This is a genomic window from Candidatus Competibacteraceae bacterium, from assembly GCA_016699715.1.
Lineage (GTDB): Bacteria > Pseudomonadota > Gammaproteobacteria > Competibacterales > Competibacteraceae > Competibacter.
This window is the reverse complement of sequence record CP065007.1, coordinates 2,535,044-2,558,039: the sequence shown is the minus strand read 5'-3', so window position 1 is coordinate 2,558,039 and position 22,996 is coordinate 2,535,044. Positions and strand designations below refer to the sequence as shown.

19 protein-coding genes and 2 riboswitches are annotated in these 22,996 nt (G+C 63.8%); of the genes, 6 read left to right on the top strand and 13 right to left on the bottom strand.

Annotated features, from left to right (window positions below; genetic code table 11):
• Nucleotides 1-4: 4 nt before the first annotated feature.
• A complete protein-coding gene (locus IPM89_11465; GenBank protein ID QQS53491.1) occupies nt 5-928 on the bottom strand; it encodes a sirohydrochlorin chelatase in 924 nt (307 codons plus the stop codon).
• Nucleotides 921-1,727, bottom strand: a complete 807-nt coding sequence (cobM, locus tag IPM89_11460) for a precorrin-4 C(11)-methyltransferase (GenBank protein ID QQS53490.1) — start codon at nt 1,725-1,727, stop codon at nt 921-923. Before cobM ends, IPM89_11465 begins: the two co-directional genes overlap by 8 nt.
• Nucleotides 1,728-1,937: 210 nt before the next feature.
• A riboswitch (cobalamin riboswitch) is annotated at nt 1,938-2,160 on the bottom strand.
• Between the two features lie 468 nt (nt 2,161-2,628).
• Nucleotides 2,629-2,814: riboswitch (cobalamin riboswitch) on the top strand.
• A gap of 254 nt (nt 2,815-3,068) precedes the next feature.
• Between cobM and IPM89_11455 the strand changes: the two genes are divergently transcribed.
• The 5 genes from IPM89_11455 (at nt 3,069) to tsaD (ending at nt 8,380) form a co-directional block, all read left to right on the top strand.
• Nucleotides 3,069-3,755, top strand: coding sequence for an energy-coupling factor ABC transporter permease (locus tag IPM89_11455; GenBank protein ID QQS53489.1), 687 nt, complete (start codon nt 3,069-3,071; stop codon nt 3,753-3,755).
• Nucleotides 3,756-3,880: 125 nt separating this feature from the next.
• Nucleotides 3,881-5,398, top strand: coding sequence for a cobyric acid synthase (locus IPM89_11450; GenBank protein ID QQS53488.1), 1,518 nt, complete (start codon nt 3,881-3,883; stop codon nt 5,396-5,398).
• A complete protein-coding gene (gene cobO / locus IPM89_11445) occupies nt 5,395-6,006 on the top strand; it encodes a cob(I)yrinic acid a,c-diamide adenosyltransferase (protein QQS53487.1) in 612 nt (203 codons plus the stop codon). Before IPM89_11450 ends, cobO begins: the two co-directional genes overlap by 4 nt.
• Nucleotides 6,006-7,301, top strand: coding sequence for a cobyrinate a,c-diamide synthase (locus IPM89_11440; protein QQS53486.1), 1,296 nt, complete (start codon nt 6,006-6,008; stop codon nt 7,299-7,301). Before cobO ends, IPM89_11440 begins: the two co-directional genes overlap by 1 nt.
• A gap of 62 nt (nt 7,302-7,363) precedes the next feature.
• Entirely contained in the window at nt 7,364-8,380 is a 1,017-nt protein-coding gene (gene tsaD / locus IPM89_11435) for a tRNA (adenosine(37)-N6)-threonylcarbamoyltransferase complex transferase subunit TsaD (GenBank protein QQS55892.1), read from the top strand.
• A gap of 36 nt (nt 8,381-8,416) precedes the next feature.
• Here the strand turns inward: tsaD and IPM89_11430 are convergent, their stop codons facing one another.
• The 10 genes from IPM89_11430 to gmk form a co-directional block, all read right to left on the bottom strand.
• Nucleotides 8,417-9,334 carry an ADP-ribosylglycohydrolase family protein gene (locus tag IPM89_11430; protein QQS53485.1) on the bottom strand — a complete coding sequence of 306 codons (918 nt, stop codon included), beginning with the start codon at nt 9,332-9,334 and terminating at the stop codon, nt 8,417-8,419.
• 147 nt (nt 9,335-9,481) lie between these two features.
• On the bottom strand, nt 9,482-10,162 hold the full coding sequence (locus IPM89_11425; protein ID QQS53484.1) for a general secretion pathway protein GspB: 681 nt from the start codon (nt 10,160-10,162) through the stop codon (nt 9,482-9,484).
• Nucleotides 10,163-10,164: 2 nt separating this feature from the next.
• A complete protein-coding gene (locus tag IPM89_11420; GenBank protein ID QQS53483.1) occupies nt 10,165-11,892 on the bottom strand; it encodes an AAA family ATPase in 1,728 nt (575 codons plus the stop codon).
• A 2-nt stretch (nt 11,893-11,894) separates the two neighbouring features.
• Nucleotides 11,895-14,012, bottom strand: a complete 2,118-nt coding sequence (gene recG / locus IPM89_11415) for an ATP-dependent DNA helicase RecG (protein ID QQS53482.1) — start codon at nt 14,010-14,012, stop codon at nt 11,895-11,897.
• Nucleotides 14,009-16,678, bottom strand: a complete 2,670-nt coding sequence (locus IPM89_11410) for a PAS domain S-box protein (GenBank protein QQS53481.1) — start codon at nt 16,676-16,678, stop codon at nt 14,009-14,011. The genes recG and IPM89_11410 overlap by 4 nt, the downstream gene beginning before the upstream one ends.
• An 83-nt stretch (nt 16,679-16,761) precedes the next feature.
• Nucleotides 16,762-17,112: a CHASE domain-containing protein gene (locus IPM89_11405; protein ID QQS53480.1), complete on the bottom strand. Its 351-nt coding sequence runs from the start codon at nt 17,110-17,112 to the stop codon at nt 16,762-16,764.
• Nucleotides 17,113-17,134: 22 nt separating this feature from the next.
• Complete coding sequence (locus IPM89_11400) at nt 17,135-17,521, bottom strand: RidA family protein (GenBank protein ID QQS53479.1); 387 nt, start codon at nt 17,519-17,521, stop codon at nt 17,135-17,137.
• A gap of 91 nt (nt 17,522-17,612) precedes the next feature.
• Nucleotides 17,613-19,772 (bottom strand): bifunctional GTP diphosphokinase/guanosine-3',5'-bis pyrophosphate 3'-pyrophosphohydrolase, encoded by a 2,160-nt coding sequence (gene spoT, locus IPM89_11395; protein QQS55891.1) that lies wholly within the window; start codon nt 19,770-19,772, stop codon nt 17,613-17,615.
• An 81-nt stretch (nt 19,773-19,853) separates the two neighbouring features.
• Nucleotides 19,854-20,126, bottom strand: a complete 273-nt coding sequence (rpoZ, locus tag IPM89_11390; GenBank protein QQS53478.1) for a DNA-directed RNA polymerase subunit omega — start codon at nt 20,124-20,126, stop codon at nt 19,854-19,856.
• A gap of 64 nt (nt 20,127-20,190) precedes the next feature.
• Nucleotides 20,191-20,805 carry a guanylate kinase gene (gene gmk, locus IPM89_11385; GenBank protein QQS53477.1) on the bottom strand — a complete coding sequence of 205 codons (615 nt, stop codon included), beginning with the start codon at nt 20,803-20,805 and terminating at the stop codon, nt 20,191-20,193.
• Between the two features lie 251 nt (nt 20,806-21,056).
• Here gmk and IPM89_11380 point away from each other — a divergent pair, with 251 nt between their 5' ends.
• Complete coding sequence (locus tag IPM89_11380) at nt 21,057-21,935, top strand: hypothetical protein (protein ID QQS53476.1); 879 nt, start codon at nt 21,057-21,059, stop codon at nt 21,933-21,935.
• Here the strand turns inward: IPM89_11380 and IPM89_11375 are convergent.
• Complete coding sequence (locus tag IPM89_11375; protein ID QQS53475.1) at nt 21,889-22,821, bottom strand: MerR family transcriptional regulator; 933 nt, start codon at nt 22,819-22,821, stop codon at nt 21,889-21,891. The genes IPM89_11380 and IPM89_11375 overlap by 47 nt on opposite strands.
• Nucleotides 22,822-22,996 lie beyond the last annotated feature (175 nt).

The window sequence follows — 22,996 nt, the reverse complement described above, 5'->3', positions numbered from 1 at the left end:
CGACTCAGGCATGATGGAGGTGACCGCCACCGCTTCGCGTCGAGTCCGACGGTGGGGCGGCGTGGTGATGCGGATGGTCATGGGCGTGGCTATGCCCTGCGTCATGGCCATGGGGGCGGACACCTTCGGCGGCGGCTTGCCGGAAGGCGCAACCATCGCAATCGAGCAGCGCATCCTCGGTCGCCGCCGCCGTGGCGCGGGTATCGAGCAACGCGAACAAGCTCTCGTCGCAACCGAAGTAGGAACCGAGCGCGAAACTCACTTGAGGGTAGACCTGTTTCAAGCGCGTCATCTGTTCACCGATGCGCTCGATCAGCACGCCCGTGAACAAATAGACCGGTTGCACCAGAATTTGGCTCATGCCGAGCCGAACCTGGCGTTGCACCACCGATTCCAGGCGCGGGTGGGTAACGTCGGTAAAGGCGATGTCCGCCAGATCGTGCTCGCTGGCCTCGTACACCCAACGAGCGAGGCGCGCCATGTCGCCGTTGGCGCTGGCGTCGGACGAACCGCGACCCAACAGGATGACCCCGGTGGTGCGCGGGTCGGGCATGGCCATGTCCCGCATCAGGCCGTCGAGCCGGCGCATGACGATGGCGAAGATCTCGCGACCCAGACCCAAGTGTGGCGCACAGGCGAATTCGATCGTCGGATGGCGGATGCGCGCGGCGGCGATGGCGGTCGGGATGTCCATCTTGACGTGGCTGGCGGCGTTGAGGATCAGCGGCAGCACCACCACGCGCCGACCATGGGCGGCGGCGCGGTCGAGCCCTGTTTCGAGCAGCACCTCGGCCAGTTCGATGAAGCACAGCTCGATGCGCCAGTCCGGGTGATGTTGCCGCCAAAGCTGGGCGAAGGCCTCGATTTCGTCGTTGCTGCCGGGGCGGCGCGAGCCGTGGCCGACGAGTAATAAGGTGGTGTCATTCATGGCTGGAGTCTCCGGGAGGGCGGGCGGTCGCCCGGCGGAAGCGGTGAGCGAAGGTCGGATCATAGAGCTTGGAGCGGACCAGGTTGGGCCAGTCACGCGCGCCCAGCGCCGGGCTGGCGATGATCATGGCCTGGGCGCCGATTTTCTCGGCCTGGCATTTGCGCTTGATGTCGGCGAGGGTGCCGCGAATGATCTTTTCCGCGTCCGGCCAGGAGGCTTTTTGCACCACCAGCATCGGCGCGTCCTCGGCCCAGCCGGCGGCGCGCAAGGCGCGTTGCACGTCGTGAAGCAGGGTGATCGACAGGAAGATGCAGAGCGTGCTGTGGTGCGCGGCCAGCGCTTCCAGCTCCTCGCCCGCCGGCATCGGCGTGCGGCCGGCCACGCGGGTGAGAATGACGGTTTGCGTCACTTCCGGCAGGGTCAGGGTTTCGCCGGCGGCGGCGGCCGAGGCCAGGGCCGAGGACACGCCGGGCACCACGGCCCAGGCGATGCCCGCCGCGTCGAGCGGCCGCGTCATCTCGACCAGCGCGCCGTAGAGGCTGGGATCGCCGGTTTGCAAGCGGACCACGGTGTCATGACGGGCGGCGGCATCGAGCAGCCAGACCGTCATTTCCTCCAGCGTCATATCCTTCGAGTCGCGGATCTCGCAGCCGTCGGGCGCGTACAAGGTGGCCGCGACATCGACCAGCGAACCGGCGAACAGGATGGCGCCCGCCCGTTCGAGCAGGGCGCGGCCCTTGACGGTGATCAAGTCGGGGTCGCCGGGACCGGCACCGACGAACCAAATCTTAGCGGGCATGAGGACTTACACCGGGGAAGGAACGCGGTGGAGCCGCGTGGCGGCGGCAACGAAACCCGGTTCACTGTGCATGAGCATCCTCTGGGCTGAACACGATACTGGATCGAGCGCGGCCTCACGGGGAAGAAGCAGGAGCGGGAAAGTCGGATCATGATCGGCGCTGGGAAGCCCACGCGCCCGATGATCGGTCAAACCCACACCCCGGGGTCGCGCCAAACAAATCGATCAGGCCGGTCTTCTGGCTTAGCCGTCTTCCGCCTCCATCAACCTTCCCGCGCGGACGCGCAGTGGCCTAGCGATGGATTTGTCAGGCTTACAGCAGCGGGGGCTGCGCCGGACTGGCTGGCTTGGTCAAGACACCAGCGTCACCGGACTTCCCGTTTCACCCGGTCGCATGGCAATGCGGTCGGGAACCTGGATCGAATGAAAAAACAGCATACTCCTCCACGTAACGAAGTGACAAGATAGACCCATGAGACTCGGAAGGATTGTTTTGCAGGGTCTGCCGTCTAAATTTACCGGCTGTTTGGGTTGCAAGATGCGGTAATGCATACCCAATCAGCGCGTTGTGGTGGAAATGTTGACTCCATTGCACTGTTGTCGTGCGGCACGTCGACTGGCAGCAAAGAACCATGTGTTCGGGCGTATGGGTACTGATCACAAAGGCCAAGCCCTCCGCTATCTATTCCCGCACCAAAAGCAGCAACCGTCACCGATTACCGTAGTCCAGCTTGGTGACGGGTTCATCCATGATCACCGCTCCCTTTCGTTCCGGCGCGCTACCCCGCGCTCGACGGGTTACGTCCTTTCTATTATCTGAAACATCGCAATCTGGATAACGAACCGAAGTTAAGATCATCCACAGACATTAAACCGTTTGATTAAATTTCAGGTTGCAAGTAGAATTCTTATCACGTCAAGTTTTTGGAAACAAATGAAAAGGGAAGCCGGTGTAAATCCGGCGCTGCCTCCGCAACTGTAAGCGTCATTTTCAAAACCACCATTATTCACTGGAACTGATCTTCTGGGAAGAATAACGGTATCTAAGACGCAAGCCAGGAGACCTGCTTGATGCCAACTTCAATGATCTTCGGAAGGGAGATAGAAGTGATTCAGTGGATCAGAACTTGAATACACGCAAGAAAACACTCTGTCTTTTATTTATTGAGTGCCTGAAACAATCAGGCTTACGAGTTGTTTTTTAAATTTGTATTTACAATCGAAACACTGACTCATTGGCTTTTCTCCTTCTCTATTGATCATTTGAATTCTTCGCAAGCATTCAAAATTGTTCAGCCTGAGTGCCTTAATCACCGGTCGAGTCTGAACTAGGGGAAAGTCATGCACATAGAGCCAGGTGTCGTAGAAGGTGGGAAAATGGTGCTTAGCTATGGAACGGCTACCGTTGCGCTGGGAGTTGCGGCTAAATTAGCTGTTGATAACATCAAATTGGGCGGATTATTGCCATTGCTGATTAAAAGCTTGTTGGCAACCTGTCTAGTTTTCATGTTCTTTGAAGTCTTGCCACATTATCCCGTAGGTGTTTCAGAAGTCCATCTGATTCTAGGGACAACACTTTTCCTGATTTTTGGTATTGCTCCCGCCGCCATTGGCTTAGCAGCAGGCTTGTTGGTGCAGGGTGCATTTTTTGCACCCTTCGATTTGCCGCAGTATAGTATTAATGTCACTACGTTACTGGTGCCACTCTTTGTCATGGCCTTGTTGGCACAGCGGGTTATCCCTGAGCAGGTTGCCTATAAAGATATTACATACTCCCAAGCATTAAGATTATCCATTGCTTATCAAGCTGGTATTGTCACTTGGGTTGGATTTTGGGCCTTTTATGGTCGTGGGTTCGGCAGTGATAATTTAACGGCTGTCGCCTCATTTAGTGGCGCTTATATGAGCGTTATTATTCTGGAACCGCTCGTGGATTTAGCCGTTTTGGCTGGAGCAAAAGCGCTTCACATGCTCAAAGGCAGCGCCTTTGTTGAAAGCCGGTTATACAATCCTGCAACTCGATCCTAATCGCTTCGCCGCCCGATCCCACTCGACGGCGCGCCCGCGACGAGGAGTCCGAGCTTGGCCGTCTCGTTTCCACAACGCCGAGCGGATTGTTATAGTGCGGCTCTTCGCAACCCACCACGATCCTCATGAAGACCCCTTCCCTGATGGTGCAGGGCTGCACCTCCGATTCCGGCAAGAGCACGCTGGTGGCGGCCTTTTGCCGCATCCTGCATCGGCGCGGCGTGCGCGTGGCGCCCTTCAAGCCGCAGAACATGGCACTCAACGCGGCGGTGACCGTGGATGGCGGCGAGATCGGCCGCGCCCAGGCTTTGCAGGCCCTGGCCGCCGGGCTGGAACCGCATACCGATTTCAACCCGATCCTGCTCAAGCCCAGCACCGACCGGCAGGCGCAGATCATCATCCACGGCCGGGTGGCCACCCAGCTCGATGCCCAGGCCTACCACGCCTACAAACCACGGGCCATGCCGGCGGTGCTGGCCTCGTGGGAACGGTTGTGCGCACGCTATGAATGCGTGGTGATCGAAGGCGCCGGCAGTCCGGCCGAAATCAATCTGCGCAATCACGACATCGCCAACATGGGCTTCGCGGAAGCGATCGATTGCCCGGTGCTGCTGGTTGCGGACATCGACCGGGGTGGCGTGTTCGCGCACCTGGTCGGCACGCTCGAACTGCTCTCCGCCAGCGAGCGCGAGCGCGTCGTCGGCTTCGTCATCAATCGCTTTCGCGGCGATCTGGCCATCCTCGCGCCCGGCCTCGACTGGCTGGAGCGCCGCACGGGCAAACCGGTGTTCGGGGTGCTGCCCTACCTGCACGGGCTTTATCTCGACGCCGAGGACGCACGCTCCGGCAGCGTTTTCGAGCAGCGCGCCACCCGGCTCAAGGTGATCGCGCCGGCCTATCCCCGCCTCTCCAATCACAACGATCTCGATCCCTTGCGCCTGCATCCCGAGGTCGATTTTCAGTTCATCGCCCCCCCCGAAACACCGCCGCCGGCCGATCTGGTGGTGCTGCCCGGCTCCAAGGCGGTGCGCGCCGATCTGGCCTGGTTGCGCGCCCATGGCTGGGAAGATTATCTGAAGCGCCATTTGCGCTATGGCGGCAAGCTGATCGGTCTATGCGGCGGTATGCAGATGTTGGGCAAGGCGCTGCACGACCCGCTGGGGCTGGAGGGCGAAGCAGGCGGCGTAGCCGGACTCGGCTTGCTCGATTTGACCACAACCTTGGGCGAAACCAAGCAGTTGCGCCAAGTCAGCGGGCATCTGTGCCTGCCGGGCGCGCCAACGTTTATCGGCTACGAAATCCATCAGGGCTTGAGCCACGGCCCGGCGCTCGAACAACCCGCCGTGCGTCTGGTCGATGACGGGCGCGGCGATGGCGCGCAAAGTCCCGATGGCCAAATCCTCGCGACTTATTGCCATGGCCTGTTCGATCATCCCGATGCCCTGGCCGCGCTGCTGCGCTGGGCCGCGCCGGAGGCCGAGGACGCCGCGCCCTTCTTGCGCGTCGATCCGCTGGCCCGCCGCCAAGCCGACCTCGACCGACTGGCCGATGCCGTGGAGGCGGCCCTCGACATGGACAACATACTGGCGCTGCTGATCGGAACCGAGGCTTCCCCCCATCGACCGGAGCCGCTGCCCGGATGAGCGACGAACTCGACACCGCCGACCGCCGGCACGCCTGGCGCATGGCGCGCAAGAAAACCGTGATCGACGACAAGAAAGCCACGGCCACCCAAGCGCGCGGGGTGCTGGTCCTGCATACCGGTTGCGGCAAGGGTAAATCCACCGCCGCCTTTGGCGTGCTGGCGCGCGCGCTCGGCCACGGCCAGACCGCCGCCGTCGTGCAGTTCGTGAAAAGCCGCGCCGACACCGGCGAGACTCTGTTTTTCCGCGATCACCCGCGTGTGCATTGGCACGTCATGGGCGCGGGATTCACCTGGGAAACCCAGGACTCGATGTGTGACGCCGCCGCCGCGCGGGCGGCCTGGGACCAAGCCCTGCATTATCTGCACGATGCCACGCTCGATCTGCTGATCCTCGATGAGATCACCTACGCCTTCAAGTACGGCTGGCTGGACGTGCCGGAGGTGATCGCGGCCTTGCGCGCCCGGCCACCGATGCAACATGTCCTGCTCACCGGCCGCGCCGCGCCGCCCGCGCTGATCGCGGCCGCCGACACGGTGAGCGACATCGCCCTGGTCAAGCACGCCTTCCAGGCCGGCGTACCGGCCATGCCAGGGCTGGAATTCTGATGCCGCGCTGTCCCGCGCTGTTCGTGGCGGCGCCCGCCTCCGGTCAAGGCAAGACCACCGTCACCGCCGCGCTGGCCCGTCTGCACGCCCGACAGGGACGCACCGTGCGCCTATTCAAGTGCGGGCCGGACTTTCTCGATCCGCAGATCCACCAATTCGCCAGTGGCCAGCCTTGCCATAGCCTCGATCTCGGCATGTGTGGCGCGGCCGATGCCGCCTGGCGATTGGCGGCCGCCGCGGAAACGGCCGACCTGATCCTGATCGAAGGCGTGATGGGGCTATACGACGGCCAACCTTCGGGCGCCGATATCGCCCGAAGGTTCGGCGTGCCGGTGATGGCGGTGATCGACGCCCGCGCCATGGCGCAAACCTTTGGTGCCCTGGCCCACGGTTTGGCCACCTTTCAGCCGGGTCTGCCGTTTTCCGGAGTGCTGGCTAATGATGTCGGCGGTGCCGGTCACATCGAATTATTGCGCGCCAGCCTGCCGCCCGGCCTGCGCTTTTACGGCGCCATCCCCAGGGATGCCGAGGCGACGCTGCCCGAGCGCCATTTGGGCCTGTTGCAAGCCGGCGAAATCACCGATCTCGGGCAACGCCTGGACCGTATCGCCGATCATCTCGCCGCCACCGGCGCGGCGGAATTGCCCCCTCCGGTGGAATTCCCCGCCACGCCGGCGCCGGTCGTGCCACCGCTGCTGGCCGGTCGGACCCTCGCCATCGCCCACGATGCCGCCTACGGCTTCCTCTATCCGGCCAATCTCGACACCTTGCGCGCCCTGGGTGCCCGGCTCGAATTTTTCTCGCCGCTGGCCGGCGATGCCCTACCCGTCTGCGACGCGGTCTGGCTGCCCGGCGGTTATCCCGAACTGTACGCCGCTGAACTGGCGGCGCGGCGCGAGCTGTGGACGGCGCTGGCGGCGCATGTCGCCGTCGGCCATCCCCTGCTGGCCGAGTGCGGCGGCATGATGAGTCTGTTCGCCCGCTTGCGCGACAAGGATGGCCACACCCATATCCTGGGTGGTCTCTTGCCCGGCGAAGTCGCCATGCAACCCCGGCTGTCGGCACTCGGCACCCAGACCGTCACCCTGCCGGAAGGTGACTTCAGTGGCCACACCTTCCACTACTCGCAGACGACCACGCCATTGACGCCCATCGCCCACGCCACGCCACTCTCGACCCGTCGTCGAGGGCAAACCGGCGAAGCGATCTATCGCCAGCGACGGCTGACGGCGAGCTATCTGCACCTCTATTTTCCATCGAATCCGGTGGCCACCGCCCACCTGTTTCTGCCTTGAGCCTTCCGGTGTTAGGCTGCTTGCCCATGGAATCATGAGAAACCGATCAGGTGGCAAACGGCATGTTGATTCTCGGCATTGAAACGTCCTGCGATGAAACCGGCGTGGCGCTGTACGACAGCGAGCGGGGCCTGCTAGCGCACGCGCTGCACAGCCAGGTCGCGCTGCACGCCGAATATGGCGGGGTGGTGCCGGAACTGGCCTCTCGCGATCATGTGCGCAAGCTGTTGCCGTTGTTGCGGGAAATCCTCCGGCAGGCGGGTGCGACTCCGGACGCGGTCGAGGGTGTGGCGTACACCCGCGGGCCGGGACTGATCGGCGCGCTGCTGGTGGGCGCGGCCATCGGGCGCGGCTTGGCCTGGAGCTGGAACGTACCCGCCATCGGCGTGCATCACATGGAAGGGCATCTGCTGGCGCCGATGCTGGAACCGGAGCCGCCGGAATTTCCGTTCGTGGCGCTGCTGGTGTCCGGGGGCCATTCGCTGCTGGTGGAAGTGGAGGGTGTCGGCCAGTATCGCATTCTGGGCGAGTCGGTGGACGATGCCGCCGGCGAGGCGTTCGACAAGACCGCGAAACTGCTGGGGCTGCCGTATCCTGGCGGGCCAGCGCTGGCCGGGCTGGCGGAACAGGGCGACCCGCAACGCTTCCGGTTCCCGCGCCCGATGACCGATCGGCCCGGCTGCGATTTCAGCTTCAGCGGGCTGAAGACCGCCGCCATCAACACCTGGCGGGGATTGGAACCCACGCCGACGAACCGGGCCGACGTGGCGCGCGCCTTCGAGGACGCGGTGGTGGACACGCTGGCGATCAAATGCCGGCGGGCACTGCAAGCCACTCGGTTGCGACGGTTGGTGGTGGCCGGTGGCGTGGGCGCCAACCGGCGGTTGCGGGAGCGGTTGCGCGAGCTGCTGGCGGAACTGGGCGGACAGGTTTACTACCCCCGGCTGGAATTCTGCACCGACAACGGCGCGATGATCGCCTATGCCGGCTGGCGGCGGTTGACGGCGGGCCAACGCGAAGGCCTGGCGATCGAGGTGCTGCCGCGCTGGCCGCTGGACAGCTTGCCGGCGGTACATTGAGACTCTTCCGGCGAAACCCGTGCCGACGATACCGGCTCAGGGTCGTTTTTCGAACAGGTCGTTCGCCAAACGTCGGATCAGATCGCCATGGGCCAGACATTGACGCCATTCTCGTGGGATGCCGTCAACGCCATAATACGCGCCGGCCAACTGCCCGAAGATAGCGGCGGTGGTATCGGCGTCATAGCCCAGATTCACCGCCAGCAAGCTGCCTTCCCGAAAATTCGAAGACCGGTTGAACGCCCACAGCGCCGCCTCCAGCGACTCCACGACATAGCCGCTTCCGAAGACTTCCAGCGGCGTTTTCCGCTTGAAGGAGCCGGCGGCGACTTTATCGATCTCGGGACATAACGGCTCTTGCTCCCAAAGATGAGGAACGGGCGAGTATCGCGGTGACAGCAATGCTTCCTTGGCGACCCCTTGCAGCGCGCCGATCAGCAGCCCCGCGAAGTACCGGCACGCATCCAGGCAAGTCGTGGCGCCATGGGTCGTTCGCGAACTCTCCGCGCTGAGCTGGATGGCGGTTCTGGGCTTGGACGCAAAGAACAGGGGAACCGGCGCCAAGCGCATGAGGCTGCCGTTCCCGGCCGAGTAGGGATCGGTGGGACCGGAGAACGGTTCTCCGGTGTGGGCATAGCGCCGCAAGGCCCCGGAAACCGTGTTGCCGATATCGAAACAGCGGCCATTGCTGCTGAGATAACCGTCGCCCCACCATCGGGTATATCGCTCCATTTGATCGCGGGCGTCGAACGAGCGGCGGACGATCAGGCTTTCCGCGAGGCAAAGCGCCATTGAGGTATCATCCGTCCATTGGCCTTTCTCCAGTCCGAAGGGGCCGCCTCCGACGATGTCCGTTAAGGGAACAAAAGTGCCCGGCACCTTGAATTCGACCGTCGTCCCCAGGGCGTCGCCCGCGGCCAGGCCCAATAAACACCCTTCGTAGCGTAATCGCATTGCAAGCACCCACTCCAATTCGATATTTCAATCGACCGCCCCGTTGGGTGTCGTGAAGTTAAAAAACCATGAGTTGCAGGCACAACCCGCAAATCGGGTGAGGATGTCCCAATGTCGGGCCTGGCCGTATTGGGTTTAAACGCCGCATCAATGCCGCACCGATAACCGAAAGCGTCGGCCATCCTGACGCAGGATCGCGCCGTCGCGGACCACGCTTTCCAGCACCGGCCCCTCGCTCAGCCGCTCGCCTTCCCGATAGTGCCGGCCATTGATGACCACAAAGCGTTTATCGGGATCGGCGCTGTAGATGTGAATATCGAGATTGAGGGCGGGCAGGCCGCGCCGGTCGGCGGCGGGCAAGGTGTCCGGCGGCGGCGCCAATTCCGGTATGGGCGCGACGGTCACGGAACCGGGCGTCACGGTTGGCCGGGACGGCTTCTGGCGCTGCTCCCGACTGTCCGGAGCGACGGGTGGGCGCGATGGTGATTCGGACTCGACCGTTTGGCCCACCGGTTCCTTGCGGGACACGGCCGGCGCTCCCTCCTTCTCCGATGCCGCTGACGTGGATGGCAGGGAACGGGGCGCCGGCGTGGCGGCTGGAACGGCCACCGATGGGGCGGCGACGGACGAGGGCTGGGGCGCCGGCTGGGAGCGGCCGAGGAAGAAAGCCAGCAGCAGGGCATTGAGCCCAAGACCCAGAACCGTCAAGCCGTACCAGAACCGGCTCCGCCTGGATTCCGTCAGGGGTGGCGCGGCGGTCAGCGCCGGTGGCTGACCGAGATGGCGTTCCTGTTCCGCCTTGCGCAGCGCATCGAGGATATAAGACATCTCTACCGATCCTGAGCGGGTTGATCGAGCGCGGGCATATCGGGGGTGGGTGCCAGGTTGTTCAGCAAGACCAGCGTCCGTCCACCCGCCAAACCGTCGGGTTGCAAACCGTTATCCTGCTGAAAGACACGCAACTGCTTGCCAAGAGCGTTATCGAAGGTGGCGGACAGCGGTTCGATGCCGGGTTGGTCGGCCGCCAGTGCTAACCGCCGGCGAAGCCAGCGCACCGCCTCGCCGGTATTGCCTGGACCGATCAGTGGCAGGTCGATTTGCGGTCGCCACAACAACAGGTACTGACCGGTCCACAACGGCGCGAGTTGCGTGAGCGGCACAGTCATCGCTTGGCCGGCGATCTCCAGCGTTGCCTCATCCCCCTTCAGCGTCCGCAGCAGCGCCGTCGTTGGAATACCGCCGGGGTTGACGGTCAGCCGCAACACGGCGGGGCGGTTGAAGCGGCGCAGCATGTCCCAGTCGTCGCGGCCCGTCAGGCAGCGCAAATCCTGGGTTTTGACCCATTCGCAGAACGCCGCGCCGGCACCCGGCGTTCGAGTGACGCCCCAGACCGTCAGCAGTCGGTTGTTGGCATCGTCTCCCCGGGACTGGCGCAACAGACTGGCCAGATCAAGGGAGTCAGTAGCGGCCGAAGATGGGATCGAGCCGGCGGATATTGCCGTGGGTGGTTGCGGTGACGCCGGATCGGCTACCGGCGGTGGGGTGGGGTCGGCCGGTGGCGGCTTGGCGTGCGACAACCAGAATCCGAAGCCGATCATGCCCAAGCCCGCCAGCCCGGTGCCCAGTGCCAGCCAGGGTCGAACCCGTGGTTTGCGGGCGCCGCCGGTCGCGGATTCCGAAGCCATTGGACGGATCGGCGCCGCGTGCCGCGACCCTGACCGGAACGCGGCAATCCAGCCGCCTCCACCATCGCCCCGCAGCGCTTCTCGGGCCGCCCGACGGACCGTGCCGGCGGTTATGCGCCGCATGCCCTGACTGTAGGCACCGAGCAAAGCGCGGTCGCAGATCACGTTGATCAGGCGCGGGATGCCGCCGGAGTAGCGGTATACCACCCACCGCGCTCCGGCCGCGAACAGATCCGCCCGCCCGCCGGCCACCCGCAGGCGATGGTCGATGTAGGCGGCGGTTTCGCGGCTATCCAGCGGCGACAAGTGGTGACGGGCGGTGATGCGCTGGGCCAGTTGCCGCAAATCCGGCCGCGCCAGCAGCCGGCGCAGTTCCGGTTGGCCGACCAGGATGATCCGCAGCAGTTTGTGCTTGGCGGTTTCCAGATTGGTCAGCAGGCGGATCTGTTCCAGTACCTCGCGGCTCAGGTTCTGGGCCTCGTCGATGATCAGCACCGTGCGCCGGCCGGCGGCATGGGTGCGCAGCAGGTGCTGGTTAAGGGCGTCCAGCAGCGGTTTGAGGGTTTGGCGCTCGCGTGGGTAAGGCACACCCAACTCGTCGCAGACGACCGCTAGCAATTCCTCGACCGTCAGCCGGGGGTTGAGGCACAGCGCGATATCCACTTGTTCCAGCCGCTGCTCCAGCAGGGCGCGGACCAGCGTGGTTTTACCGGTACCGACCTCGCCGGTCAGTTGCACAAAACCGCCGTCCTCGCCAGTGCCATACAGCAGATGCGCCAGCGCCTCCTGATGATGGCGGCTCGGATAGACGTAGCCGGGATCGGGCGTGATGGCGAAGGGCGGCTCCCGCAACCCGAAATGCGCCGTGTACATCCTTACACCTCGCCGTAGCGCGCGCCGGCGCCGATCCAGCGCCGGATCAACGGTTCCACCCGTTCGGGGTGATCGCGCAGCAGCCGGTCGGCGGCGTAGCGGGCGGCGTTCAACAGATCCTGATCGCGCAGCAGGTCGGCCACCCGCAGGCTTTGCTCGCCGGTCTGGCGGGTGCCGAGCACTTCGCCGGGACCACGCAACTCCAGATCGCGGCGGGCGATTTCGAAGCCGTCGTGGCATTCCCGCAGCACCGCCAATCGGGCGTGCGCGGCTTGCGACAGCGGCGGCCGGTACAGCAGCACACAACTGCTGGCGGTCGCGCCGCGCCCGATCCGGCCGCGCAACTGGTGCAGTTGCGCCAAGCCCAGGCGTTCGGCGTTCTCGATGATCATCAGGCTGGCGTTGGGTACGTCCACGCCGACCTCGATCACCGTGGTGGCGACCAGCAAATCCAGTTCGCCGGCCTTGAACGCCGCCATCGCCGCTTCCTTGGCGGCTGCCGGCAGCCGGCCATGGGCCAAACCGATCCGCAGTTCCGGCAGTCGCTCCGCCAGTTGCCCGGCGGTGACCGTCGCCGCCTGACATTGCAACGCTTCGGATTCCTCGATCAGCGGGCAGACCCAGTAGGCTTGCCGGCCGGCGCGGCAGGCTCGGCGGATGCGCTCGATCAGCTCGTCGCGGCGGCTGTCGGGCGCGGCCACCGTGGTAACCGGCAGGCGGCCCGGCGGCAATTCGTCGATGGTCGAGGTATCGAGATCGGCGTAGGCGCTCATGGCAAGAGTACGCGGGATCGGCGTTGCGGTCATGATCAACTGATGCGGGCAACGCCCGCTGGCCCGGCCCTTCTCGCGCAGGGCCAGCCGCTGGTGGACGCCGAAGCGGTGCTGTTCGTCCACGATCGCCAGGGCCAGTTCGGCGAAGACGACCGCCTCCTGAAACAACGCGTGGGTGCCGACCGCGACCTGCACCGCGCCGCTGGCCAACCGCTCCAACGCCAACCGTCGGGCCTTGCCGGTCAGCCGCCCGGTCAGCCAGGCCACTTCGATCCCCAGCGGTTCCAGCCAGGTTCGCAGGTTGCGGTGATGTTGTTCCGCCAGCAGTTCGGTGGGCGCCATCAGCGCCGCCTGGGCGCCGCTTTCCACCGCCCGCAGCGCGGCGGCGGTGGCCACCACGGTTTTACCGGAGCCGACATCGCCCTGCAACAGCCGCAGCATGGGCCGGGGCTGGGCGAGGTCGGCGGCGATTTCTTCCAGTACCCGCTGCTGGGCGGCGGTGAGCGCGAAGGGCAGCCGCTCCACGAAACGCTGGCTCAATCCCCCGCTGCTCAGCGATGGCGAGGCCTGGCGGCGGGTGCGTTCGCGCAACCGGCGCAGACTGAGCTGGTGGGCCAGCAGCTCCTCGAAGGCCAGTCGTCGCCGGGCTGGATGGCGACCGCTCTCCAGCTCCGCCACCGATGTGTCGGCCGGCGGCTGGTGCAACAGCCGCACCGCCTCGGCGATGGGGGACAGTTGCAGTTGGGTCAGCAACACCGGTGGCAACCATTCCGGCAGCAGCGCCGCCGCATCCAACTGCTCCAGCGCCTGCTCGGCCAAGCCGCGCAGGGTGAACTGCTGTAGGCCGGCGGTGGCGGGATAGATGGGGGTCGGCCGGTTTTCCACCGGCGGCGTGTCCGCGTCGAGCCGGCGGCATTCGGGATGAATCATTTCCAGCCCGCCGCCGTAGCTTGAGCGGACCTCGCCGAAGCAACACAGTCGCGTGTCCGGCTGGCCGAGCCATTGTCGTTGCGCGGGACTGAAATGGAAAAAGCGCAGGGTCAAAACACCCGTGCCGTCGCTCAGATGACAGAGCAGGCAGCGCCGGCCGCGTGTCGTCACTGCGCTGCTGGTCACCACCGCCTCAACCTGCGCCTCCATGCCGGGCTGAAGCTGACCGACGGCGGTGACTCGGCCGCGATCCTGGTAGCGCAACGGCAGGTGCAGCAGTACGTCGGCGGCGGTGTGCAAACCCAAGCGCCGCAGCCGTTCCGCCAGCTTCGGCCCGACGCCCTTCAGGGCGGTGACCGGCAAGGGTTCGCGGGTCGGCGGCCACGCGGCATCCCGCACGGCTGATTCCTCGATCATGGCGCCGATGGCGGCGGTTCCCGATCCAGCGCCACCACCCGGTTGCGGCCCTGTTCCTTGGCCCGATACAGGGCGGCGTCGGCACGGCCCAGCAGAGCAGCGGCATCGGTTTCGTCCGACCTCGCCACCGCCAAGCCGACGGACACCGTGATAGCGGGCAATTCGCCACTGCCCCGGAACGACGGATGCAGTTGCATCACCGCCCGTCGCAGCTTTTCCAGTCGCGCCCGCGTGTCGGCCAGCGTCGCTCCCGACAGGATCAGCACCAGCTCCTCGCCGCCGTAGCGACAGGCGATGTCGCCGCCGCGCAGCGACTGGCGCAGCAAGCCGCCGACCGCCCGCAGCACGACATCGCCGGCTTCGTGGCCGTAGTTGTCGTTGAAGTGCTTGAAATGATCGAGGTCCAGCATGGCGACGGTCAACGGTTCGCCACCGCGCTGACAGCGGCTGAGTTCGCGGGGCAGGGTTTCATCCAGATAGCGGCGGTTGAACAGGCCGGTGAGCGGGTCGCGGATCGCCTGTTCGCGCAAGGTTGCTCGCAGCTTGAGGTTCGAGAGCGCCAGCTTGATGGATTCGCCAAGCTTAATGGCGAGATTGCGCAATTCCTGGAGCTGTTCCTTGGAGAGAGGATGTCCGGCGCCGATGTGCAGCAAGCCCAGGATGTCTCCCCGCACCATCAGAGGCAGACAAAAAGAGAGGTGCGCCGGCTGATTTAAAAAATGGAGGCAACAAACGTCTTGTCCGGAGTCGATGACTTCTTGCGGCTCTCCGCCTCGAAAGGCCCGGCACTGAACGAGCGGCAGCGCCGGCGGCAGCGCGCGATCGTTGCCCCAACGCGCCACCCACCGCAGGGCCGGGGCGTCGTCTTCGCGGACCGCCAGGCCGCCGGCATGATCGGCAAACAGGATTTCGGCGCCGTGGGCGATGATTTCATAGGCTTCCTGGGCGGTTTCGCAGGATAATAACGAGTTATCCATGCGGTTGGCGGCGGCGATCTGGACATTGTGGCGCCGCAGCTCGGCCAAGGTCTTGTGCAGGGTTTCTTCCATGCAGTGGCGGTCGTGGACATCGGTATGGGTACCGGCCATCCATAACGGTTGGCCGTTGGCATCGCGGCGCGTTAGCTTGCCGCGATCCAGGACCCAGCGCCATTCGCCGTTTTTGGCGCGTATTCGATATTCGCACTGGTATTGCGGCGTTTCTCCATTGAAATGGCGTTGCAAGTCCGTCTGGCAACGCGACCAGTCGTCGGGGTACACGAGAACCTGCCACGCTTCAATACGCGGTGCGATATCGGCCAGGTCGTAATCCAGCATTTCCGCCCAGCGGCGGTTGAACAGCACGTCGCCGGTGGCGATGTTCCAATCCCAGCAACCATCGTTGGCGCCATCCAGCACCCGCTGCAACCGCTCCTCGCTATCCCGCAACGCCTGTTCGGTGGTTTTGAAGTCGGTGATATCCCAGTTGACGCCCACAAAACGCAGCGGTTGATCGGAGGCGTCGCGCCGCGCCTTGGCAATGGCCTTGATGAAGCGGGTCTCCCCATCGGGCCGGACGATCCGAAAATTGGTATCGTATGGTGATCCGGCGATGGCGGCCCGCATTTCTCCGTGAAGTCGGGGCAAATCGTCGGGATGCACGCGGCTCAACCAGGTTTCGAGACTCGGAGCGAATTGCTCCGGGGAGATCCCATAGAGGGCAAACATGGCTTCGTTCCAGACCAACCGGTTCGCGCGTACATCGTAATCCCAGATGCCGACCCCGGCGTACTGGGTCGCCAGGGTCAGCCGTTCGCTCAGGGACGCCACTTGTTCGGCGGCGCGCTTGCGTTCGGTGATGCCCCGGCAAATACACAGGATCAATTTCCGCCCGGCCGACTCCGTGGCGCTGCTCACTACTTCCACATCGATCATCGAGCCATCCTTGCGACGATGACGCGTCTCGAACTGTTCCCCAGTCGCGCTGATCTGCGCGGCTTTGCTCAACAACACCTCGCGTGTCCATTGATCATCCCAGTCCCAGAGATGGAGTTGCTGGGTCTCCGCCAATGAATAGCCCAGCATGTCCGCGTAATGCTGGTTGGCCTCGTCCACTTTGCCGTTTCCGTCGACGATGACGATACCATCGCGCGACTGTTCGAAGAGGGCGCGCCGGCGCGTGACCTCGTCGGTGAGCGCCTGTTCCGTCTGCTTGCGCTCGGTGATGTCCACGATGACCGCCAGCAGCAGAACCTGGTTTTGGTGACGGATCGGGTCGGGGTAGATCGCCACATCGCGGAGTTCGCCGTTGGCGAGGCGGTGTTGGGATTCGATGCTGGTCGGCGAATCCTGGCTTTCCTTGAGCCGGGCCAACAGCGTCAGCGTGTCCTCCGGGGTTCGAGTGTCGAAATCCCAGACGGGTCTCTGTCGCAATGCGTCCCGCGGATAGCCGTAAAAATCGGCGGCGGCCTGGTTGGCGTCCACGATCCGCCCATTGTCGGGATTCACCAATATCCGGACGATTTTGCGGCTTTCGAAAATGGCGCGATGCAGGGCGGCGGCTTCCTCCAGCGATTGGTGGTCCCGATCCAGCCGACGGCAAAATTCCTCGATGGCACGCCCGATGGAGACACGGAATCGATTGAGCGGCTTCAAGATGTGGATCGTAAAGAACCTGATGGAATTCATAACCACGCTTGGATCACTGCCTGGGTTGGCTATCACAAACCTTGCCGCCGGTGTCCAGCGCCGGCCGACCAATGTGATTCGGTTCAGTATCCTCCAGCGCCAGCGATCATGGATCGGCCACGACAAGAAAGGTTCGATATAGAGGATCGCAGCATGGAATTCGCGCCCTCCGGCGGGGGATGGGCGGCTGGACCGGGAAAGCCTTCCTGGCGGACCGCCGCGATATGCGCGGTTTTTTGGCCCGGCGGGATGCGCCCGACAAGGCCGATGCCTTGAATGCCGGGGTGGTTTTCCGGCAAGCGCAAGGCTTCGACGTGGCCGTGGAGTTCCTGACGGGCGACGGTCTTGGAAGCCGCGAACAGGCTGGCGGCGCTGCGTGGAATCCGTGCCTGACTTTCGAGACGGTTCTCGATGTCGTGGGCGACCTGATCCACTCCCGCCCATGTTTCCTGGGCTCTAGTCCGGCAGCGCCAGTACCGCGTCCATTTCCACTGGCGCGCCGCGTGGTAGAGCCGCAACCCCGATCGCCGCCCGGGCCGGATAGGGTTCCTGGAAATACTCGGCCATGATCTGGTTGACCAGGGCAAAATGGCCAAGATCGGTCAAAAACACGTTGAGCTTGACCGTATCGGCCAGACCGCCGCCGCCGGCGCGGGCCACCGCCGCCAGATTGTCGAACACCCGGCGGATCTGCGCGTCCATGCCGCCATCGACCAGTTGCATGGTGGCGGGGTCCAGCGGAATCTGGCCGGACAGGTAAACGGTGCGGCCGACCTTGACCGCCTGGGAATAGGTGCCGATGGCGGCCGGGGCCTGATCGGTCTTGATGATTTCACGGGGCATGACTTGAAGGTTCCTTTGCTGCGTTCTCCGGCAGGGGTGGAGAACCGGTTCGAGCGAACGCCCTCCTCCATGTGGGACTGGAGTGGGGTTATTAGCCGCGCCGGGCCAGCTTTAGCGTTTCCGGCAAAGTGCGTAACTGGCGCATCACTCGGGCCAGTTGCGCCCGGTCGCGGACGTTGAGCAGCAGATGCACGGTGGTGGTGTTGCCGTCCCGTTCCGTGGTGTTGATGGTCTCGATATTGGTGTCGGTGGCGGAGATGGCGGCGGCGATGGTGGCCAGCACTCCGCGTTTGTTAGCCACCTCGAGCCGCAGTTCGGCGCTAAAGTCGGCACCGGATTGTTGCTCCCATTCCACCTCGATCCATTTCTCGGGGTTTTTCTTGTAGCTGGCGACGTTTTTACAATTGTCCCGGTGGATAACGATGCCACGCCCGGCGTTGAGGTAACCGATGATGGGATCGCCCGGCAGCGGCCGGCAGCACTTGCCGAAACCGACCACCGTACCCTCGGTACCCTTGATCAGCAATGGCTGGGCGTCGATGTCCTCCGGCGGACGGACTTCGTCCTCGCCATCTTCCGGCAACAGCCGCTTGGCGATCAGTGCCGCAAAGCGGTTGCCCAGGCCGATATCGGCCAGCAAGCCGTTGAAATCGCTTAGGTTGAACTCCAGCAGGAGTGTCTGGACCCGCTCCGCCGGCAGTTCGCCCAACCCGCCAACGCGTCCGGCCAACGCCTTTTCCAACAAGCGCTTACCGAGCAGGACCGCCTCCTCGCGCCGTAGGTGCTTGAGGTAATGGCGGATGCTGGAGCGTGCCTTGGCGGTGACCACGAAGTTGAGCCAAGCCGGATTGGGGCGGGCGGTGGGTGTAATGATCACCTCGACGGTCTGGCCGGTGGTCAGCGGCGTACGCAGCGGCACCAGTCGCCGGTCCACCTTGGCGCCCACGCAGGTATTGCCGACATCGGAGTGGATGGCGTAGGCGAAGTCCACCGCGGTGGCGCCGCGCGGCAGATCGACGATCTCGCCGCGCGGGGTGAACACGTAGACCTCGTCCGGGAACAGATCCACCTTGACGCTTTCCAGGAATTCCACCGGGTTACCGGCGCGGCGCTGCATATCCAACAGCTTTTGCAACCACTCGCGGGCGCGCTGCTGGGTGTGGCTACCCTGGCCGTCGCCGGATTTGTAGCGCCAGTGCGCGGCGACGCCGACCTCGGCCATGACATGCATTTCCTCGGTGCGGATCTGCACTTCGATCGGGACGCTGTTGGGGCCGAACAACACCGTGTGCAGCGACTGATAGCCGTTGGCCTTGGGGATGGCGATGTAGTCCTTGAACCGGTTCATGTACGGTTTGTACAGGTTATGCATCACCCCCAGCACCCGATAGCAGGTATCCACGGTGTCGACCACGACCCGCACCGCGTAGACGTCGTAGACATCCTTGAACGGCAGGTGCTTGCCATGCATCTTTCGGTAGATACCCCATAAATGCTTGCCGCGGCCCATGACCCGGGCCTGAATGCTTTCTTCTTCAAGGCGGGTTTGAATGCGGCTTTCGAGCTGGCCGACAATCTCCCGGCGGTTACCGCTCAGCTTGCGCACCGCATCCTGCAACACCCGAAAGCGCAGCGGGTGCAGGTGGCTAAAGCCGAGGTTTTCCAACTCCTGGCGCAGGTGGTTCATGCCCAAGCGGCCGGCGATGGGCGCGTAGATTTCCAGCGTTTCGCGGGCGATGCGGCGGCGCGATTCCGGGCGCATGGCGCCGAGAGTGCGCATGTTGTGCAAGCGGTCGGCCAGCTTGATCATGATCACCCGCAGATCCTTGGCCATGGCCAGGAACATCTTGCGGAAGTTTTCGGCCTGCGCTTCCAGTTTGGAGTTGAACTGGATCTGGGTCAGCTTGCTGACGCCGTCCACCAGATCGGCGACCTCCGGTCCGAAACGGGCGCTGAGCTGCTCCTTGCTGTAATGGGTGTCTTCGATGACATCGTGCAGCAAGGCCGCCTGCAGCGTGATGTAGTCGAAGCGGACGTTGGCGAGAATGCGGGCCACCGCCAACGGGTGAAAGATGTAAGGTTCGCCGCTCTTGCGGTAGATGCCGGCATGCGCCTCGGCGGCAAAACCGCAGGCATCGCGCAGGCGCTCGACCTGGTCGGGTTCGAGATATCCGCTGGCGATGGCACAGAGGTCGTCGATGCGGAGACGCAAATCGTCCAGCCATTCGTCGTCGACAGCCAGTTTCCGCAGCGGCTGGCTGTTGTCCCGGACTTCCCACAACGTCGCGCTCAGCAAGATCGGGTTCTCCTGAAGGATTGGAAACCGGTGCTGTCAGCCCGGCTCGGGCGGAGGCTCGCTGGGGGTGGCAAGCGGCGACTCGGCCTCGGGAGCGGCATGCATCTGGCGGTATTTTTCCTGGATCAGATGATCGATCTTGCCTTCGGCCAGTTCCCGCAACGCGACGACGGTGGGTTTGTCGTTTTCCCAGGGGACCAGTGCTTCCCGTCCCAGCGCCAGATCGCGGGCGCGGCGCGCGGCGATCAGCACCAGTTCGAAGCGGTTGTCCACCCGATCCAAACAGTCTTCAACGGTGATTCGAGCCATGTCAGCAATTGCTCCGGGTTCAATGTCGGAAGTGGGAACCGAGTATATTAGTTAAAACAAGTAATTAAGACAACAGCGACCGGAGCAGTTCCCGCTGCCGCTCCAGTTGCGCCACCCGACGCTGGCGTTGGGCGATCACAATGGCGCGCAGCGCGTCCAGCGCTACCGCGAATTGGTCGTTAACCACCAGATAATCGAACTCGGCGTAGTGCGACAATTCGTCCAGCGCCGCCGCCATGCGCTGTTCGATGACCTCGGGGCCATCCTGACCGCGCCCCGCGAGACGCTCGCGCAGGGCCTGCCGGGATGGCGGCAGAATGAAAATCGTCGTGCTGTCCGGCCACAGCGCCCGCACTTGGCGGGCGCCCTGCCAGTCGATTTCCAGGATCACATCCCGCCCGGCTTGCAACTGGGACATGACCGCGGCGCGACTGGTACCGTAGCGGTGGCTGAATACCTGAGCCTGCTCCAGGAACGCATCCTCGGCGATCATCCTCGCAAAGGTATCGGGGGACACGAAGTGGTAGTGGACGCCATCTCGCTCGCCGGGACGAAGCGGTCGAGTGGTGTGGGAAACCGAGACGGCGACTTCCGGCGTGGTTTCCACCAAACTTTTGACCAAGCTGGTTTTGCCCGCTCCGGAGGGGGCGGCGACGATGTACAGGGTTCCGGCGTTCATTTCAAACTCATCGACTTGGACCGTGAAAATTGGCGCATCGTTCGGAGCCGGCTTCAGGCGCGCGGCGGAGCAAACCCCTGCTCGCCAGTGTGTTTGGAAATGATGTCATGAATCCGGCCCGGATCAAAGCCCGCGCGCCGGTTGTCGCCAGCGCGCGGGCGGCGGCGGAGAGCACCGGGCATCATGAATGCTGTGTGCCGTGGCCGTCCACGTTAAACTAGCCGTACTGACTTTCCAACGGGACGGTGGACATGCGAGGTTTCGGGCCGCGGGCGCTGGCGCCGCGCGATGGTTGGGACTGGCTGATACAGGCCTGGCAGTTGATGCGGCGACGGCCATGGCTGTTCGTGGCCGTCGCCCTGTTCGCGCCGGCCGGCAGCGCCTTGTTGCTCGCGCTGCCGATCTGGCATTGGTGGCTGCCGCCGCTGGGCGCCTGGGTCACGCTGATCGCCACCGTATTCTGCTACGGTTTGCCGTTGAGCCTAACGGTGACTCTGGCCTGCGCCCTGGCCCGCGCCGCCAACCGCAAGCAGCCGCCGGCGCCTCGGCAACTGTTCAATCGAACCGCTCTCAAGGCGCTGGGCAAGACCAGCCTGTTTCTGTTCGTGCTGCTATTGCAGGCTTATCTGGTGATCTACTGGGTACAGGATCAACTGCTGCCGACGGATCTCGCCACCCTCGACGGCATGCCCGGAATGCCTCCAACGACCTTCGGCGTGGCCAACACCGTGTTGGGGACGCAACTCAGTGTGCTGGGTGGCGTGCTATTGGTTTTGCAGGTACTGCTCACCTGGTTTGCCATCCCACTGAAATTGTTCCGCGAACTCCCACTATCGGCCTGCTGGCGGCATAGCGCGCTGGCCATGCAGCTCAATCCGTGGCTGTTTCCGGTGCTGGGTCTGGCTGGCCTGGTGCTGGTGGTGCTGCCGTTTTTCGGTTTTTTTTCCATCCCCGCCCAAGTGCTGGCGCTGCCGCTACCGGTCTATCTGGGAGCGTTGCTGTACGTAGCCTGGAACGATGTGTTTCAGGACGGCATCGAGAACGAGGAGATCATCGAACTCACCCCCAAGTGGCAAGCCAGCGTCAGCGGCGGGTCAGTGTCGCGTCGATCCCGCGCAGCGCCAGATTGAGATCGTCGCCCAGCGGAATCGCTCCGGCGGCGCGTATGGCGACTGGATGACGTCCAGCAATCCGGCCGCCGATAAAAACCGGGATCGACACCGCGCGACACAGTTGCGGCAGGTCGTGCTCGATCGCCGTCGCGGCGGCTTCCACCGAGCCGGACAGGACAATGGCCTGGGTCGAGGCGCGTGCCGCCACCGGCGGCAATTCCTCCAGCGGCGTATTCGGACCCAGTAGCACCACCCGGTAGTTCCAGTCCAGCGCCGCCAAGGCGAACAGCAGCAGACCGACTTCGTGTCGCTCGCCCGGCAAGCAGGCCGCCAGTAGCTTTGGACCCTGCCGACCTCGACCCAGATGATGGAAACGCGCCCCCAGCTTGTTGCGCAGAAACATGCTGAAGAAATGCTCCTCGGCAATGCTACCCTCGCCTTGCGACCATCGTTCGCCCAATTCCCGCAGCAGCGGCACGATCAGCCGGCTGGTGACAATGTCCACGGGATACAGCGCGAGGATTTCGTTGTAGACCTCGTTCAACACGCCGTCATCGAACTCGATGATTGCCCGCAGCAGGCGGCGTTGGTTGGTTGGCCAAGGGTCGAGGTCCGGCGGGGCGACCGGCGGTGGGTCGAGGCACGCCTGCCCGGTTTCCAGCACTTGGCGTACCTGGCCGATGGACATGCCGTTGTCCAGCAGCGCGACCACCCGATTGATCATTTTCACGTCGGCCATGGTATACAGGCGATGGCCTTTGGGAGTGCGAATGGGTTTGATCAGGTCGTAGCGGCGCTCCCAAGCGCGCAGCGTCACCGAATTCACCCCGGTCAGGCTGGAAACCGTGCGAATGGGGACCAGTCCTTCGCCGGGTAAGCCGTGGTTGCCGTTGTTCGTCCGCATCGTCGGAGGACCTCTCGCATCGCGCAATGCGATTCAGGATAGCAGGTGACGAATTTTATACAAAAAATGCACAAATCGGTTTTTTCGTCGTATTCCTCGCCTATATCCATACAATATTTGTACGACAGTGCAGACTTTCGTCGAAGATATCGCTTCCATCGATCAAAAGGTGACC

Coding starts and splice junctions, on each gene's coding strand:
- IPM89_11465 (QQS53491.1), bottom strand. CDS start 928: ATGAATGACACCACCTTATTACTCGTCGGCCACGGCTCGCGCCGCCCC.
- cobM (QQS53490.1), bottom strand. CDS start 1,727: ATGCCCGCTAAGATTTGGTTCGTCGGTGCCGGTCCCGGCGACCCCGAC.
- IPM89_11455 (QQS53489.1), top strand. CDS start 3,069: ATGCACATAGAGCCAGGTGTCGTAGAAGGTGGGAAAATGGTGCTTAGC.
- IPM89_11450 (QQS53488.1), top strand. CDS start 3,881: ATGAAGACCCCTTCCCTGATGGTGCAGGGCTGCACCTCCGATTCCGGC.
- cobO (QQS53487.1), top strand. CDS start 5,395: ATGAGCGACGAACTCGACACCGCCGACCGCCGGCACGCCTGGCGCATG.
- IPM89_11440 (QQS53486.1), top strand. CDS start 6,006: ATGCCGCGCTGTCCCGCGCTGTTCGTGGCGGCGCCCGCCTCCGGTCAA.
- tsaD (QQS55892.1), top strand. CDS start 7,364: ATGTTGATTCTCGGCATTGAAACGTCCTGCGATGAAACCGGCGTGGCG.
- IPM89_11430 (QQS53485.1), bottom strand. CDS start 9,334: ATGCGATTACGCTACGAAGGGTGTTTATTGGGCCTGGCCGCGGGCGAC.
- IPM89_11425 (QQS53484.1), bottom strand. CDS start 10,162: ATGTCTTATATCCTCGATGCGCTGCGCAAGGCGGAACAGGAACGCCAT.
- IPM89_11420 (QQS53483.1), bottom strand. CDS start 11,892: ATGTACACGGCGCATTTCGGGTTGCGGGAGCCGCCCTTCGCCATCACG.
- recG (QQS53482.1), bottom strand. CDS start 14,012: ATGATCGAGGAATCAGCCGTGCGGGATGCCGCGTGGCCGCCGACCCGC.
- IPM89_11410 (QQS53481.1), bottom strand. CDS start 16,678: ATGAATTCCATCAGGTTCTTTACGATCCACATCTTGAAGCCGCTCAAT.
- IPM89_11400 (QQS53479.1), bottom strand. CDS start 17,521: ATGCCCCGTGAAATCATCAAGACCGATCAGGCCCCGGCCGCCATCGGC.
- rpoZ (QQS53478.1), bottom strand. CDS start 20,126: ATGGCTCGAATCACCGTTGAAGACTGTTTGGATCGGGTGGACAACCGC.
- gmk (QQS53477.1), bottom strand. CDS start 20,805: ATGAACGCCGGAACCCTGTACATCGTCGCCGCCCCCTCCGGAGCGGGC.
- IPM89_11380 (QQS53476.1), top strand. CDS start 21,057: ATGCGAGGTTTCGGGCCGCGGGCGCTGGCGCCGCGCGATGGTTGGGAC.
- IPM89_11375 (QQS53475.1), bottom strand. CDS start 22,821: ATGCGGACGAACAACGGCAACCACGGCTTACCCGGCGAAGGACTGGTC.